Annotated in this window: 13 protein-coding genes; 4 read left to right on the forward strand and 9 right to left on the reverse strand. The window is 45.5% G+C overall.

All coding sequences use genetic code 11. The annotated features are described in order from the left end of the window. The first annotated feature begins 133 nt into the window (after positions 1 to 133). Positions 134 to 1,498, forward strand: a complete 1,365-nt coding sequence (mgtE, locus tag L5M29_RS17725; RefSeq protein WP_219250594.1) for a magnesium transporter — start codon at positions 134 to 136, stop codon at positions 1,496 to 1,498. 79 nt (positions 1,499 to 1,577) lie between these two features. Here the strand turns inward: mgtE and L5M29_RS17730 are convergent, their stop codons facing one another. Then, positions 1,578 to 2,414: a molybdate ABC transporter substrate-binding protein gene (locus L5M29_RS17730; RefSeq protein WP_263169173.1), complete on the reverse strand. Its 837-nt coding sequence runs from the start codon at positions 2,412 to 2,414 to the stop codon at positions 1,578 to 1,580. Positions 2,415 to 2,679: 265 nt separating this feature from the next. Beyond that, complete coding sequence (locus L5M29_RS17735; RefSeq protein WP_263169210.1) at positions 2,680 to 3,369, reverse strand: OmpA family protein; 690 nt, start codon at positions 3,367 to 3,369, stop codon at positions 2,680 to 2,682. A 672-nt stretch (positions 3,370 to 4,041) separates the two neighbouring features. On the opposite strand from L5M29_RS17735, the gene L5M29_RS17740 reads away from it, so the two are divergent. Then, positions 4,042 to 4,275 carry a transposase gene (locus tag L5M29_RS17740; protein WP_106649408.1) on the forward strand — a complete coding sequence of 78 codons (234 nt, stop codon included), beginning with the start codon at positions 4,042 to 4,044 and terminating at the stop codon, positions 4,273 to 4,275. Positions 4,276 to 4,988: 713 nt separating this feature from the next. Here L5M29_RS17740 and L5M29_RS17745 read toward each other — a convergent pair. Then, positions 4,989 to 5,849, reverse strand: coding sequence for a PA4780 family RIO1-like protein kinase (locus tag L5M29_RS17745; RefSeq protein WP_006083079.1), 861 nt, complete (start codon positions 5,847 to 5,849; stop codon positions 4,989 to 4,991). A 335-nt stretch (positions 5,850 to 6,184) separates the two neighbouring features. Continuing rightward, positions 6,185 to 6,502, reverse strand: a complete 318-nt coding sequence (locus tag L5M29_RS17750) for a hypothetical protein (RefSeq protein ID WP_006086079.1) — start codon at positions 6,500 to 6,502, stop codon at positions 6,185 to 6,187. A 179-nt stretch (positions 6,503 to 6,681) separates the two neighbouring features. Between L5M29_RS17750 and L5M29_RS17755 the strand changes: the two genes are divergently transcribed. Next, entirely contained in the window at positions 6,682 to 7,230 is a 549-nt protein-coding gene (locus tag L5M29_RS17755) for a DUF2799 domain-containing protein (protein WP_113939984.1), read from the forward strand. Positions 7,231 to 7,285: 55 nt separating this feature from the next. Here the strand turns inward: L5M29_RS17755 and L5M29_RS17760 are convergent, their stop codons facing one another. Next, positions 7,286 to 8,044, reverse strand: a complete 759-nt coding sequence (locus L5M29_RS17760) for a phosphatase PAP2 family protein (protein WP_263169213.1) — start codon at positions 8,042 to 8,044, stop codon at positions 7,286 to 7,288. Positions 8,045 to 8,268: 224 nt separating this feature from the next. Here L5M29_RS17760 and L5M29_RS17765 point away from each other — a divergent pair, with 224 nt between their 5' ends. Beyond that, positions 8,269 to 10,209, forward strand: a complete 1,941-nt coding sequence (locus tag L5M29_RS17765; protein ID WP_263169175.1) for a GGDEF domain-containing protein — start codon at positions 8,269 to 8,271, stop codon at positions 10,207 to 10,209. Between the two features lie 667 nt (positions 10,210 to 10,876). On the opposite strand, the gene L5M29_RS17770 is transcribed toward L5M29_RS17765, so the two are convergent. The 4 genes from L5M29_RS17770 to L5M29_RS17785 all read right to left on the reverse strand — a co-directional run bounded on the left by L5M29_RS17770 (position 10,877) and on the right by L5M29_RS17785 (position 15,816). Next, on the reverse strand, positions 10,877 to 11,707 hold the full coding sequence (locus tag L5M29_RS17770) for a hypothetical protein (RefSeq protein ID WP_263169178.1): 831 nt from the start codon (positions 11,705 to 11,707) through the stop codon (positions 10,877 to 10,879). 97 nt (positions 11,708 to 11,804) lie between these two features. Further along, on the reverse strand, positions 11,805 to 12,518 hold the full coding sequence (locus L5M29_RS17775) for a LysE family translocator (protein WP_028759343.1): 714 nt from the start codon (positions 12,516 to 12,518) through the stop codon (positions 11,805 to 11,807). A gap of 138 nt (positions 12,519 to 12,656) precedes the next feature. Then, positions 12,657 to 13,499, reverse strand: coding sequence for an AraC family transcriptional regulator (locus L5M29_RS17780; RefSeq protein ID WP_263169179.1), 843 nt, complete (start codon positions 13,497 to 13,499; stop codon positions 12,657 to 12,659). Positions 13,500 to 13,758: 259 nt separating this feature from the next. Beyond that, a complete protein-coding gene (locus L5M29_RS17785; RefSeq protein ID WP_411569046.1) occupies positions 13,759 to 15,816 on the reverse strand; it encodes a TonB-dependent receptor in 2,058 nt (685 codons plus the stop codon). Positions 15,817 to 15,914: the final 98 nt, after the last annotated feature.

Genomic DNA, 15,914 nt, shown 5'->3' on the forward strand with positions numbered 1-15,914 from the left:
ACTAGCGGTCATTGCGCTGGCCTTAACCTTACCTTAGCCGCCTTAATCTGTGTCATCGACTGACGCTTAGTCACCGCTAAATCCTAGCCCAACACTAAGATCTCAAACCAATTTGCCGCACAATGGAGGACAAATGCCCGTAGATAATGCAGAAAACGATCACACCGGACATAGTCTTGACCAGTTAAACCAAGCGCTTAGCAGCGGCATGTTCGTGCATGTGCGCAATATGCTGCAAAAAATGGCCGCCTCAGATATCGCGCTGATCTTAGAATCATCACCGCCAAGTGCCAGACAAGTACTGTGGCAGCTCATCGATCAGGAACAAATAGGCGACATACTCGATGAGTTGAGTGAAGAACTCAAAGACCCACTTATCCGCAGCATGAGCCCTGAGCGAGTCGCGAAAGCGACAGCAAGCATGGACACCGACGATCTCGCCTATATTCTGCGAAGTCTACCCGACGCAGTTTACAAACAAGTGCTGCAGTCGATGACGGAACAAAATCGCCTGAGGGTAGAACAAGCCCTATCTTATCCAGATGAGACCGCCGGCAGCTTGATGAACACAGATACAGTCACCTTAAGACCCGATGTGAATATCGATGTGGTGCTGCGCTATCTTCGGCAAAGGGGCAACCTACCCGATACCACAGATACCTTATATGTGGTCGACAAACAGGACAAAGTCCTTGGCGGTGTTAGGCTGGCAGATCTGCTGACTTGCGCGCCAAGCACCACAATTCGCAATATCATGGATCCCAATATTCAAAGTATTCCGGTGAGCATGTCCGACAGCGAAGTCGCGCAAAAATTCGAACGCAATGACTGGGTATCGGCACCTGTCGTCGACTGTGATGGTAAGCTGCTCGGGCGTATCACAATCGATGACGTAGTCGATGTTATCCGCGAAGATGCTGAACATTCCATGATGGGTATGGCGGGGATGGACGGAGATGAAGATACCTTTGGTCCTGTACTAAAAAGTACCCTACGTCGCTCGCTCTGGCTCACCATAAACTTATTCGCCGCCCTGCTCGCATCGTCGGTCAGCAATATGTTTGAAGGCACTATTGAGCAATTTGCCACTATCGCCATCCTAATGACGATTGTCCCTAGCATGGGCGGTGTTGCCGGTAATCAGACCTTAGCGCTCGTGATCCGTGGTATTGCTTTAGGCCATATCGGCCAAAGCAACGCCCGCTGGCTTATCGGTAAAGAGCTATCTATTGGTTTTCTCAATGGCTTGATGTGGTCTATTTTAGTCTTTGTCGCCGTGTGGCTATGGAAGGATGATATGGCACTGGCGGGATTAATTGGTAGCGCCATGCTGATCAACATGACAGTAGCAGGGCTTGCAGGTGCGAGTATTCCATTGATTTTAAAAAGACTTAAAATCGATCCTGCCCTCGCTGGCGGTATGGTGCTCACCACAGTCACTGACGTGGTTGGCCTGTTCGCCTTCCTCGGGTTAGCGACGCTCTACTTGATGAACTAACGCTTTAACAGTTTGAGCTAATAACAAAAACGGCACCTCAAAGGTGCCGTTTTTTATCCCGCAGGAAAACTAAAGAAGGCTATTTTGCCGGAGGTTGGAAACCATAACTGCTCAAAATCGCTTGGCCTTTTGTCGATAGAATAAACTCAGCTAACGGCTTAGCGGCAGTATTAGCGCCTTGTAAAACCAGTAAACCATAGTCGGCACCCACGGCGAGCTCCTGCGGTAAGTCGATGATTTGTAAACTCGGCACTTCTTTTTTAGCCAGCACAGCATTAGTGCAATAGGTTAAAAAGATATCCGCTTGCTTGTTTTCCATCACCCAGCCATAGGGGTTGCGATCTTTAGGCGGTTTAACGCTCTCAGGGCCGCCCGCCAGTTGTAATGCCTTGGTCTCTAACGCAGCTTTCGCATTGGGTTTTACCGCTTCGGCCTTAGCAAAAACGGCCCAGGCATAATCACCCGCGGGGTCGGCTTTCGGGGTTGAGGTGCCGACTTTAATCTTAGGATCTAACAAGGTATCGAGTAACGTCGAACTCGTCACCTGAACTGTGTCTTGAGCAACAGCGCAGAGTTGATTACGGGCAAACATTTGCACCGCTTCGCCCTGACCCGAATCCACTAATGCCTGTGGATGTTTCATATTCGCCGAGGCAAAGATATCGACTTTCTCGCCCTCTTGAATGCGTTTTAACAATAAACCTGAGGGCGCATATTGCGCTACAACACTCATTTGCGACTGTGCTTGATAAGCAGTAATAATATCACTCATCGCAGCCTTTAGACTGCCTGCGGCGCGCAGTTCTATCGGCGCGGCTCCTGTGGTCACTTCGGCTTTCATCGGCACTCCTTGTACAGCCGTCACCATGATGACAGGACTTAAACTCAAGGCTACTAACACATTTTTGCTTATCATAGTCATATTCTCCTTTAGGCACTAAAAGTCATTCTTGTGACTTATTCCCATACAGAACGTGAAATCGATAAAGGGATCAAGCCGAACTCATCCCAAGGTAATTAGCAGTGATATGTTTGTGGTGCAGGTCACTCAAGGTGCGCTTCATAAAGGACAAATTGTCTAATTGAAGCACGGCAAGCTAATCACTCAATTAGCCCACCACTGAAAACAAAAAAGTCGCCCCTGGCGACTTTTTCAGCGAGAACTTTGTGCTTAGACCAGACTATTTACCCGTTGGTATTAGTATGATCTCAACGCGGCGGTTTTGTGCTCGGCCATTTGCATTGGCATTTGATGCAATAGGACTCGCTTCACCCATACCTTTTGATTTTACACGGGCAGAGGCAACGCCTTTACTCATCAAGTAATTACCAACTTCGCTAGCACGGACCTGTGACAGACGTAAATTGTAAGAGTCTGAGCCACTGCTGTCGGTATAACCTAATACGTTAAGCTGCGTTTTGCTGTATTCCTTGGCCACAACCGCCACTGAATTCAGCACGCGTTTAGCACCGTCACTTAACTCGGTTTGATCTACGCCGAAGGTCACTTCATTAGGCATATTCAAAATGATGTTATCGCCGTTACGGGTCACACTCACGCCCGTTGAGGCTAATTGTTGGCGTAATTTGGTTTCTTGCACATCCATATAATAACCAATACCACCACCGACTGCAGCGCCCGATGCAGCACCAATTAAAGCACCTTTACCGCGGTCGCTCTTGCTCGAAGATACCACTCCAATTGCGGCACCCGCGACGGCACCAATTAATGCGCCACTGGTCGCTTTAGCGGTTTGTTCTTCGTTTGAATAGGGATTGATTGTTGTACAACCCGATGCAACTAGCGCGGTCGTCAATACCACTATGGCTAACAGGGATGGTTTAGATTGCACTGCCTGAAAACACTTCATCATTTATAACCTCTTTATATGATTGATGACTGTGAATACCGCTCAAAAGGGCAAGAAATATCACGTCCATTAGGTAATACGAATGACCTAGGGATTGCCACAAAGCAGGCAGTATATAAGCAATTGCGCTGGAGACAATCCTTTATCCATCTTCAATTATGCTAATCCAGATTTTAGTCAGCAAAGATACAGATTTCGGGTTTCAATGATGGCTTGTACCAGCCAATTTAATATCAAGTCTATGGCACCGAAATAGTGCACCTTGCACCTTTATTGGCAGCACTAAAAAATAACGCCGTTTTAATCGAAGGCGCAATACAATGATTTAAAAGGTTAAAATAAAAATTAGAATATTGGCACGAATTTTACATACTACTAAGTGAGTAGACAGTCAGACGCGGTAAACATCGCCGAAAACTAGAGTCGACTTCAACAGGATTAATCCAAATTAAATGGACCTATCGAGACAGAAAATGGGCTCGAGTATTTAGGGTCATGAAGGAGGAAGTATGAAAAAGGTCATGAACTTTATCGCACTATGTCGCCACGAATGGATTTGTCTGCGCCATCTAGGTCTGAGCCAGTGGGATTTAGAACAGCGTCACTATCATCAATAAAAGGCAACGCAAACGGTCATATTTTGGTTCGAAGGCAGTAAAAGAGGGAACGCTCATGGGAATCGCAGAAAATAGTCTCAAGCTACATGTTATCACCGAGGTTAAAGTACAAGGTCGCTTACTGTCGGATGTTGCACGTCAATACGGTTTATCTGCCAAGGCAGTCTACCAATGGGTGCGAGAAAGCGATCTGCAACCCCAGCAAAGAGAATGCGCATTAATGAGTGAGATTGCCCAGCTACAGAAAAAAATTAAACAGCTCAATCAAGAGCTACGCACGATAGGTTAGCCTGTACAACAAGCTAAACGTGCCCGAATAGACAAGGCCGGACGAGATTGCATATCGCCCTGCTGATAACGCTAACGATGTAAAAGATGTGCTAACAACAATAATAACAGCGCCCTTTTTAGTCCGGCCTTGTCGTCCAAATTGATGAACCCAGCGAAGATTGGGAAATAGTATTAACAGCAACAAACGGATAGGGACAATGCAAAAGTTTCGGCAAGACTAGGGAGGGAGTTATCTCCCCCAAGATCAAATATGTGAATTGTGCTCCCCCAAGTCATGAACATATTTCTCTCTCTGGCCTTGTCATTTTATTCACAGGATCAATGATGATCCAGCACTGCAATAAGTGTAGTGCGCCAAGGAAGGCCGTGATTGGTATTACATAGATTGACTGAAGAGTGACCAAGGTTTCGGCAAGGATTGAGGGAGTTATCTTCCCCAAAGATTAAATATGTGAATTGTGCTCCCCCAAGTCATGAACATATTTCTCTCTCAGCTCTTGTCCTTTTATTACACTGTTCGATGATTGCTAGCTTGTTTGTAGCAACAAGGATGGCCCCAGCTTCCATAGGGGATTAAGCCAAGGATTGGCTAACGCAAAAAATTAAATAACAATAATAAAATCAACAATAAAAATAATAATTCACTTAATTTTTAGCATAAAAAAGACGCTACTTTGAGCGTCTTTTTTATGGGCGAAAAACGACTGACGATTAATAGTCTTCTTCGTTTGCCTCTTGGATCCTTTGTTTACGCTCTTGCGCCTCTTCAAAGGCCGCTTGAATTTCCTCTAACACGGCACTGACATCGGCTTCAACCAGCACTTCGGTAAACTCACCGGTTAATGGCGTTTCAGGTTTTAACTCACCCGCTTCAAACAGGGCCCAAATCTCTTTGGCATATTGCGTTTTTAACAGCTCAGGAGCATACAAGCCATAGTATTGGGTCATGTTATTCACATCACGCGCTAACATCCATTTGGCATGGTTATTCGCCGCGGCATCGACGGCCTGAGGCAAGTCGATAATCACTGGCCCTTCACTATCGACTAACACGTTAAACTCAGACAAGTCACCGTGCACTAAACCCGCACAAAGCATACGTTTGACATAGGTCATCACCAACGCATGATCGTTCAGGGCTTTTTCTGCCGACATACTGACATCGTTTAATCTCGGTGCGACATTGCCCTCGGCATCCGTCACTAACTCCATCAGCAACACGCCATCAAAACAGCCATAGGGCGTTGGCACGCGCACACCCGCATTCGCTAAACGATAAAGCGCTTCAACCTCGGCATTTTGCCAAGCTTCTTCCTGCTGATCGCGACCAAATTTAGAGCCTTTCTCCATCGCACGTGCTCGACGGCTGTTGCGGACTTTTCGGCCTTCTTGATACAACACAGCTTGCTTAAAACTGCGCTTGTCCGCTTCTTTATAGACTTTGGCACAGCGGATATCATCACCACTGCGTACAACGTACACAGTCGCTTCTTTACCGCTCATTAACTGGCTAATGACCTCATCGACCAGTCCTTCATCAACCAGGGGTTGGATTCGTTTCGGAGTTTTCATAGCGCCCTTATACCTTACTTAGGCATGATATGGAATACTGCGGGCAAATCTTCATACAAAAGCGGTCTCCAGCGGAAGTTTGATGAATATAGTTCAGGATTGTTAAACGAATTTTAAGTAAAAACTAATGCACTTGCGTGTTAAACACAATACCAGATTTACTGAGGACTTTGGCAAAGAAAGAGACTGAAAATGAAGCTTAAACTAAAAGAATATTCTTTTCCGCCAACCTGTATAAAGCAAGAGGTAAAACCACAGCCACTATCCTGCAGCGAACATTCAAATTCAAGACCGCTCAAATAGATATCCGAGCTAGGTTTACGCAGAAACTTAACTCACACAAATAAGGCAATCACACTTCCCACGGTCGCCGCCGCTTTCAATATTTGCCCAGCACTGTAATAAGTATCGTTCGAATCATTCGCGTCATTAGGGGCTGTATCGGGAGTAGGCGCCTCAGTTTTGCTCATCGCAGCAACATCGGAACTGGGCTCAGCTTTGGGAGCCGCCAAGCCCAATGCGCCATAGGTAAAAGATTTCAGTCCACTTGGCTCCGCCGTATCACTAGATTGATGAACCGATTTGGCCGTCGGTAATGAAGCAGAATGCGCCGATGAAACGGGTGAAATCATAGCTAACCCCAAAGCAGACATTAAAGTGTTAATCGCAAACTAACACAATATCAGCTGGTTATCATGCCTTCATCCGCTAAACTGTGATGGATTCAGCCCAACAAAACGCATCTATGACCGTATAAACGGCGGTATATATAGCTAGATCTCCCCCATAAGAGCCTTTATCCTAAACGCCACAACATATAGAGAACTTATCCATGCACTATCCCAGCATTTTCCTCGCACTTTCAGTCTTATCCCTGACTCAATGCAGCAGCTTATCTATTGAAGAATGCGCCAATAGTGATTGGTTTGCCCTTGGGCTTGCCGATGGCAACCGTGGGACAAGTTCTGGGCAATTAAATCAATATCAAAAAGATTGTCGTGAATTTAATCTCAGTGTCGATACCGCGCAGTGGAAACAAGGATACCAGCAAGGGTTAGCCAGTTACTGCGTGCCAGAAAATGGCTACCGCGTAGGCTTAGCGGGAGAAAGTTATTATGGGGTTTGCAGTAATAACCAGTTTGTTGAGCGCTATAACCAAGGCCATCAACAATACCTGACCAACAAACGTTTAACTGAGATTGCCGATCGCTTAAATACCATAGAGAGAGAAATAAGCAGTCTTGATGGCAAGATCAATAATCTCACCGACAAGGCTGACTTATTGAAACAGAAAAACAGCCTACTCAACGAAAAAAACCAACTGTTAGATGAAAGATCTCGCCTACGCAGACCTGATATGCGCTTCGAATTTAGATTTTAAGCCATAAAAAAACACTGAACCCAATAAGGACTCAGGGCTTTAGCTTCGCAGCTCGTTATTTTTGCGGTATTCCACTACTTATAACCTTGAACATTTGACCCAAAGCGACCAATTTAGACTTTCTAAACGCAGGCGAGCGCAGAAAAAACACATAGTAGAGTAGGCTAGCGGACGTCCATGCTATGGCTAAACTCCATAAATCATGACTCAAGAAGTGGGCGCCGCGTAACTCTTGGCCAATGCCAAATACTAGGCCTAAACTCAAACCAAAGATTAATCCAAACTTAGCTAAATGCGGGCGATACTCACGCAGCACGTAATACAAGGCAACCCAAGCAAACCCGCCGCTGGCATGACCACCCGGGAAACATTGACCAAACTCAGCACTTTTAGGTAAACGAGAAAACAAGGATGAATGTATCATATGGCCGCCAAACTCAATCACATCCCACGGGCAGGTCATGTGAGTAACGCTCTTGCCAATTCGGACCAGCAACACACTCGCCAATACGCTACTAAATAGGTAAATCAGGCCCTTGCGGTACGGTTTTACCCTGTCACTTCGAAAACTAAAGGCAATGCCGACTACGACACTCACCGCCAGCAAGATGACAAAGTTACGCCCAGTGACATGCAGTAAATCTTCGGTCAACCAATATCCTCTCAATGGCCAAGAGTCGATGCCCCCTTGCCAATGAAATAACAAAGTCGCGACTTTCATATCAGCGTGAGTCCATTCAAGCCCCACTATGATCACTGCAAACACTAAAAGCGGCGTAATTAAATGCCCCTTAGCAAAATCCATAAATGTCATCATAACTTTATCTTTCAGATAGTTATTCACTAATAAATCCAAAAACCAGAACATTTAGTGTTAGAGTACCGTTGAATTCTTACCTAACACTTAAGAGATCTAACAGCGCAGTATTTAAGATAGAACCGAGATTTTGCAGTAACTAAATTTACCGAAAAGACTCACATCATGAGTAAAAAGACTATAGTTTATGAATAGTATCGCGCCTCTAGGACTGAGCATTCATGCCATACAACCTCGCCATTAACCAGTCTCAAAAAGATCGTTTATTTGCCGACATTGCTATCGACACAGACAAAATCGTTGTTCCCCAAGAAATGGTTGATAACTGGCAACAAACCTTAGATTTGCTCTCTGAATTAGTCGACACTCCCGCCGCTTTGATCATGCGTGTCCATCAAACCGATATTGAGGTCTTTACCTCGAGCCGCACCCAAGGTAATCCCTATAAAAAACATGATAAAGACAGTTTAGGCCACGGGCTTTACTGCGAAACAGTGATCAAAGAAGGTAAGGAACTCCACATTCCTAACGCCCTAAAAGATAAAAACTGGGACAAAAATCCTGACATTAAACTCGGCATGATCGCATACTGTGGTTTACCTTTACGTTGGCCAGATAGCAGTGCCTTTGGCACTATCTGCATGCTCGATAGCCAAGAGCATAATTACCGCCAATCTTTTCGCAGCTTACTCGCTCGGTTTCAAAATGGTATCGAAGCTAACCTAGTCACCCTTTATCAACAGGCTAAGCTACAACTGCACAATCAGCAGCTAGAGCAAAAAGTACAACAGCGCACCCATGAACTCGCCGAACTTAGCGGTAAGCTCATTAAAGAAATCGAAAACCGCACCTCCACCGAAACCTCACTGGAATACCATAAAAGCTACGATCCGCTCACGGGATTACCCAACCGCATCAATTTGATTAATAGTCTGTCGATCATGCTCGAAAAAGTTAATCGCAAAGAAAAGATTTCAGTACTCTATCTTGGGCTGCGCAATTTCAAATCCATCAACGACAGTTATGGTTACCTGATTGGCGATAAAATTCTCACTATTCTCAGCCAACGTTTACAGCACTATACCGATGAAAACACCTTTATCGCCCGCATCGCTGGCGCCGAGTTTGTGATTATTCAAGCCCACAAACCTTCGAATAACGAAACCAATAAACTCATCAATAAAGTGCTTAACTGCTGTAACACGCCCTTTGGTGTGGCTGATTTTGTAATCACGATTCCCTCGAGCATGGGCATAGCACAAGCGCCTATGGATGGTATCGATGCCGCCATCCTGCTGCAAAAAGCCGGAGCTGCCATGACGATCAGCAAGGCTGATGGCTCAACTCACAGCTTCTTTAATCAAGATACGCAAGCCGCTTTAAACCTACGCTATCAACTGGAATCCCACTTGGTCGATGCGCTGAACAAGAACGAATTAAGTCTGCATTACCAACCCTTTATTAACTTAAAGACGAAGCAAGTGATTGGTGCCGAAGCCCTGCTGCGCTGGCATAATCCCATCCTTGGCAATGTCGCCCCAGACAGATTCATCGCCTTAGCTGAACGTAATGGCCAGATTATCGATATTGGCAATTTTGTATTGCATACCGCGCTGTCTCAGGCGGCAAAATGGTGTCGCGAGGTAGGCCAAGAGTTTAAAATCGCCATCAATATTTCCCCTTTGCAAATGCGCAATCCCCGCTTTAGCGAACACATAGCCGACTTACTCACCCTCTATCAATTGCCCCCCACCGCCTTAGAACTTGAAATTACCGAAGGCATGCTGATGCAGGATGAACACATTGCCCACAATGCCATCCAAAAACTACAAGAACTCGGTATCCGCATATCCCTAGATGATTTTGGCACAGGCTACTCATCCTTAAGTTATCTACAAAAATACTCTTTCGACACCTTAAAAATCGATCGCTGCTTTATTAGTAAACTCGAAGAAAACGAACAAAATAGAGAGTTAACAAAGGCAATTATTGCCATTGGTAAGAAACTGGACTTGGAAGTGATCGCCGAAGGCGTAGAAACCCTAGAACAAGATGCCTTTATTCGTCACGAAGAATGCGACTTAGGCCAAGGCTATCTCTACGGTAAACCCATTACCGCAACACAGTTTGAGCAGGCATTTATCCATAAAAAAGAGCATTAAGTTCATCCTTAATGCTCTTTTTTATTTCGCGAATTAAAACCGACTGAATAATGCTACGTGAATAGTCATTTCCACAGAATGTTATAACTCACATTTGGATAGAGATATGTGTTGAAGACTAATGTTTGGGACCAATAATTTTAGTTGTTAGCAGTTTTGCGTTTGCTGATATCCACTCATAGAGGTTTGCCATGTCATTCACTCATCAACACGCAACAAGTCCATCTGTAGTGGCATACGGATTTTGACCTCAATATTAGAAGCTATAAGAGTCATACTCACACTGTACAGATTAGAAATAAATTTTCACTTTAATTATAGTTAAAGTGCAATTTTCGAGTGTTTTAGCGCTTAGTCGACGTATTCTGCGCATTATCATGACAAACTTGTGCAGAACTCGATTAAGGCAGGCAATATGCATAAATAATCAAATACTTATCAGTCTTTAATGTTTCACTCTTAATCAGCAGAGAAAACGCGATAGCATGAGTGAACAGTAAGTAACTCGCTTTTGGACAGTAGCTTTTTAGCTAAACGAACAGCGAGAGGGTTAGTTAAGATTAGCATTGTTGCACCAGTGACTTTCTAAAACATGGATTACTAAAGCAGCGACTATCAACGGATAGTCGCTGCTTTAAATCTCACTCATAGGGATAGGGAAACGAGACTAGTCTGCTTTAATAACAGCTTGTGTCAGTATTTCTTGGTCATTCTTAAACACCACTAGCTCGCCTAGAGGACTATCGCTGCCGCCTAAGACGGTGACATAACAATAATACTGGTATGGGCCGCTGCGAAATTGATATGAATGGTTCCCCCCACTGCCATCAAACACGAGTTTGCCTTTATTCAGCACTAAATCTGGCTTGTCGCTCAATGACTTACCCTTTGCCCATGCGGCATAGCGGTATTGGCTGTTCCCCATATCATCGACACGAATGGTAAACTTGGCGGTCTCCCAAGATAACGCTGGGCTGACAAACTCACTCACACTCGGATGTAATGCCGTTTGTTGCTTAGCAATAAGCTCTGCTTTCAGTTTTGCCTCTACCGGTGTTTGATAGTTAATGGCGATGATCTTGCCATCAAAATCCAGCCACACAACACCGCTACCGAGCATAATGCCGCGCCAGCCCATCGTCTGCCAATCGGCTTCAATCTTAGAATGGGCGATCTGCTCAAGCAGCTTAGGATCAAAAACCTGATCGAAACGTGCGATCATTTCCTGGGTATTTTGAATCGCGGGGATCGGATATTCACGTTTAAGCGGGTAAGCCACACGCTTAGCAATCGCTTCAGGATCATTGGCCTTGGCGGCGTCGATAAGCCCCTGCACCAGAGGAATATATTCCTGTGGCATGGCTTCATCAGCGGCGTTTGCATTGATGCTTAAACCCATAACGCTGAATATTAACGCCGCTGAAAACGCGATATTCATCAGTTTAACTTGGCTGAAAACAGCTAATTTGCTTCCCTTAAGTCGTGAGGCGAATGGCATCTTTATCCCTTACTCCAAATGTCTCTGCTGAGACTAAAGGCCAAGAATACCATAAGTGCCTCAGACTAAAACCTAAGGTGATTTACACTGCGCCTGACTAAGCGGTTAATAATAGGTTTGAGTAAATCGCCAAGGCTACTGACATAAAGATGACACCAATAACCGCATCGATAACCGGTGTTAGTCGCTGCAATTTAAGTTGCACCTGCGCCTTTGACAACATTACCGCTAAAAAGCCAAACCATGCCAATGACAAAGACAACAACAAAATAGCGGAAGCGATTTTAGTACTCGTTGTAACACTTGGGGTAATCAAGGCCGAAAACAGGGTTAAGAAAAACACTAATGCTTTCGGATTCAATAGATTGGTATAAAGCCCAGTCAAAAAACCTTGCCTGCGCGACATAGCGCCACCTAAGCCACCAGCAACAGACGCCACACCTTCAACGTCACCAGCACTAATGACAGCATCATCATTTGTCCCTGCATGGACTCTGGCACTCATTTTACGTTTAGCGAGTATCGCAAGACCGGCACGCAGGGCACCAAACCCCATCCAAGCGAGGTAAGAAGCGCCCACAATTTGCACTAAGAGATACAGAGTGTGCGAACTCTTAATGAGTAGACTCACACCGGTCAGACTCAAAATCGTATGAGCTAAAATGGCTATTGAAATCCCCACAGCGGCGGCAACCGCAGTGCTTCTGGACTGCTGAGTCGCAATCTTCACCATAATAGCAAAATCGGGTCCGGGACTGATTAAAGCAACGGCATGGATTACAGCCAAGGTGAGTAATAAAGATAAATCCATAGATATGCGGCTCCGCAAAAAAGGTTAATAACGATAACTGAGGCAGCCAGTATGGCAATTTGTCGCAGCGCTGAATTGTAATAAATTGCACTATTCAGTGTTTTTTAAAAACCAGCGGCGTCGAACGACGGGGGGAAATTAGAGCATACGCCGCTGAAATTGCACTGGCGATAATAGGAATGCCTGCTTAAAAGCTTTGTTTAAATGACTTTGATCGAAAAATCCAAACTGCTGCGCCACATCCGCCACTAGAGCGCCATGGCTTAAGGATTTTTTCGCCAACTCTAAACGCACCCGCTTGAGATAAGCATGGGGAGTCATCCCTGTTGCCTGTTTAAATTGCCGTAAAAACTGAAACTTACTTAAATTCACTTCATTGGCTAAGGTTTCAAGTTGAGTATTATGCCAAGGCTCATCGTGAATTCGCTGTTTCACTAAGCTCACCTGCAACTTAGATAACCCCTGCGGTTGATTCGGTTTAGATAGGCAAGATGAAATACCGCTCGGGTAACGCTCCAGCAGCAGATGAATAAAATTCAGTAAGTGGGACTCACCCGCAAGCGCACTGCATTGGCCTTGAATTAATAGCTCGTGTAGCTGAATAAAATATTGATAAAGCGTAGGGTCATCCACCATAGGCGCGCTGAAAAAGTGCTCCTTCAAACCCAGTTCTTGGCTGACTTCATTCATATATTCCACGGGGATCGACATCACTTTCACCCGATAACCGTCGGCATCGCGGCTCTGACCATCGTGGGTTTCGTCGGGATTTAAGGTCGATAAACTATACTGACCAAGCTGATAACTGCTGCCCTTATTCACAAACTGCTGCGCACCTTGAGTGACTACGCCTAAGTGGTAATCCAGATGCACATGTTTATCAAAACTGAAATGCGTAAATTCCGCCTGACTCAGTTCTATGCCTGATAAGCTAGGATGACGCCAATAATTAATGTTTTCAATGGGGGTTGCAGTACTCATAACTCGCGGCGATTACCTATAGCATCAGCTGTAAAACAGGGGGAAACTCAGATCGACTCGTCCTCATTCTAGCCTCCATTGTCAGCGCGGGAATAGTAAATTATTGCAGCCACATAGTTTGAAACGATTTGGGCTTAGATTAGTGCTTAAATGAGTGCAGCAGAAAAAAGCGCCCAACCATCTGGACGCTTAATGAGATACATTTTTGCTCGGCGACATACGTAATAACCTTCGATATCGCCTTAACAGATGAATATCACTAGAAATGATAACTCACGCTGACTCTCACCATTCGTGGCTCAACAGGATGATAATGCTGATCTTCAACACCTTCGGCAGCTTCGCCGGGCAAACGAGAGGCATAAAAATAATCTATGTCGTGATCTTTACTATCAAACACATTGAGCAGCTCAAGCTTAATATCGAAGCGGCGGAACTCGTATCCTAATGCGAGGTTAACTAATGTGGTCGCATCAGCCTTGTGGTCATTAAAGCTGTCGAGCACCCGCTCGCCAAGGTGCCGCACGCGTACACTCGAATACAGGCCATCGCCGTCGGGTCGATAGGTGATGCCCGCACTGGCAACAAAGGGAACTGCGCCATCGATATACTTGCCCTCTTCAAATTCATTTTCAGTAAATCTAGCGTTAGTCCACGCTAATTCCATATCGATACTGATTGCCTCATTCAGCCAATAATAAGCCGTTAATTCAGCACCATAACGTTCAGATGCACGACTCGGCTCAGTGTTACCCGCATCGCCCACAAATACTAATTCTGAATCTAGTTGCAGATACCAGACCGCAGCAGAGAAATTAATAAAGTCCCTGTCATAGTATTTCACCCCAAATTCGCCGCCATTTGAGCGCACAAGTAGATCGACTTTTTCGACCTCATCGCCACTCACTGGGTCAACCTTGATTGTTGCACCGCGGGCATCGTTCGAATGTAGCCCTTGGCCTGCATTAACATATAACTCAAGATTATCGCTCCACAAATAAGAAGCGCCGGCTTTGAGGCTGAACATACCATCAGACGCATCACCACTGTTAAGCGGATTATCACTGTCGACCTGCACATCAAAATAATCGTAACGCAGCCCAAGATTAAAACGCCATTGATCAGCTGGCAGCCACTCAACTTTGCCAAAGATGCCACTCGACAACTCTTGCACTTCATCAAGCCTTACCGTATTCAGCCGTTGTCGCGCCTGAGTGTTATACAAACCCACTGCGCCAATATCGTCATAACGCACATCGCCGCCCACACTGTAATTCAGTTGAGTGCCACCAAGTAAAGTCTGCCAATCACGCTTAAGATCGCCGCCCCAAATCGTGCGTTCATCGACTTGTTCAAACTCATCACCATTGATGGGATCGTTTAAGAAATAGGTAAAATTAGAGAATAAATTCATAGTCGAACGAATGGCGTAGACATTTCCCTGCCAATCACCCGCATCGTAATTAGCTGAAACGCTATAACGGTTCGATTCACCGCCGACGTCTTTATCTAAAGATCCATAAAAATCAATTAATCCAGAATCCACCGCACGGGCGGGGATCTGATCCGCCGAATTCCAGCTGTTGTCGTAGGCCATCATAGTGACGCTCAAGTCACCCTCGCCGAGCCGAGTTAAATAACGCCCGACGACACTGATCTTACTCACATCCTCATCAATATCCGTCCACGGGCCATCATAGGTTTGTGCCTCACCACCCCAAATAAAACGCCCCATGTCAGTGTTTAACTCCTGAGTCGCCACGAGTCGCTGGTAGCCATATTCACCCAACGTCACCCCAACTTGGTTATGGGGGAGTTGATCAGCCAGCAGTAATTGCGCAGCACCCGCGCCAGAAAAATCGGCCACCTCAGGATAATAAGCGCCTTTGGCATAACGGATCTCGCCTATAAGTTCAGGGATCAAAAAGTTAAGATCCGTATAACCCTGACCGTGCCCATGGGTTCGCATATTCACAGGCATACCATCGACTCGAGTATTAAAGTCTGTGCCATGATCCAAATTAAAACCGCGTAAGAAATACTGATTCGCTTTACCCGAACCACTGTGCTGAGTGACTATCATCCCAGGAACAAATTCGAGGATTTCGCCGGTTCGTAATAGGGGTCGACTCTCGATTTCTGCCGCGCCGACTATTCCCTCAGATGCCGAAGTACTATGGCCTAAGGTATTAATTTGCCTACCGCGCACCTCAAGGCGTTCGATATTGTCCGTTGCCGCCTCTGCCACTACGGCACTCGATAAACAACAAAGAGGTAATAACCACGTCATTGATAACCAAAGCTTTGATAACCGCATTCCTGATAATCCCAGTCCCGATTTCATCCTTTCTTTCCTACTACAGGTGATAGACGGCAAGGATTTAACGCCTTATTTACAAGCAAAAAACCGATCAA

It is taken from the genome of Shewanella sp. SM95 (assembly GCF_025653595.1).
Taxonomy (GTDB): Bacteria; Pseudomonadota; Gammaproteobacteria; order Enterobacterales; family Shewanellaceae; genus Shewanella; species Shewanella oncorhynchi.

What these genes read in the sequence shown, in the direction of transcription:
- L5M29_RS17760 (WP_263169213.1), bottom strand. Translation starts at nt 8,044, where the DNA reads ATGACATTTATGGATTTTGCTAAGGGGCATTTAATTACGCCGCTTTTA.
- L5M29_RS17775 (WP_028759343.1), bottom strand. Translation starts at nt 12,518, where the DNA reads ATGGATTTATCTTTATTACTCACCTTGGCTGTAATCCATGCCGTTGCT.
- L5M29_RS17780 (WP_263169179.1), bottom strand. Translation starts at nt 13,499, where the DNA reads ATGAGTACTGCAACCCCCATTGAAAACATTAATTATTGGCGTCATCCT.
- L5M29_RS17730 (WP_263169173.1), bottom strand. Translation starts at nt 2,414, where the DNA reads ATGATAAGCAAAAATGTGTTAGTAGCCTTGAGTTTAAGTCCTGTCATC.
- L5M29_RS17735 (WP_263169210.1), bottom strand. Translation starts at nt 3,369, where the DNA reads ATGAAGTGTTTTCAGGCAGTGCAATCTAAACCATCCCTGTTAGCCATA.
- L5M29_RS17750 (WP_006086079.1), bottom strand. Translation starts at nt 6,502, where the DNA reads ATGTCTGCTTTGGGGTTAGCTATGATTTCACCCGTTTCATCGGCGCAT.
- L5M29_RS17740 (WP_106649408.1), top strand. Translation starts at nt 4,042, where the DNA reads ATGGGAATCGCAGAAAATAGTCTCAAGCTACATGTTATCACCGAGGTT.
- L5M29_RS17770 (WP_263169178.1), bottom strand. Translation starts at nt 11,707, where the DNA reads ATGCCATTCGCCTCACGACTTAAGGGAAGCAAATTAGCTGTTTTCAGC.
- mgtE (WP_219250594.1), top strand. Translation starts at nt 134, where the DNA reads ATGCCCGTAGATAATGCAGAAAACGATCACACCGGACATAGTCTTGAC.
- L5M29_RS17785 (WP_411569046.1), bottom strand. Translation starts at nt 15,816, where the DNA reads ATGCGGTTATCAAAGCTTTGGTTATCAATGACGTGGTTATTACCTCTT.
- L5M29_RS17765 (WP_263169175.1), top strand. Translation starts at nt 8,269, where the DNA reads ATGCCATACAACCTCGCCATTAACCAGTCTCAAAAAGATCGTTTATTT.
- L5M29_RS17755 (WP_113939984.1), top strand. Translation starts at nt 6,682, where the DNA reads ATGCACTATCCCAGCATTTTCCTCGCACTTTCAGTCTTATCCCTGACT.
- L5M29_RS17745 (WP_006083079.1), bottom strand. Translation starts at nt 5,849, where the DNA reads ATGAAAACTCCGAAACGAATCCAACCCCTGGTTGATGAAGGACTGGTC.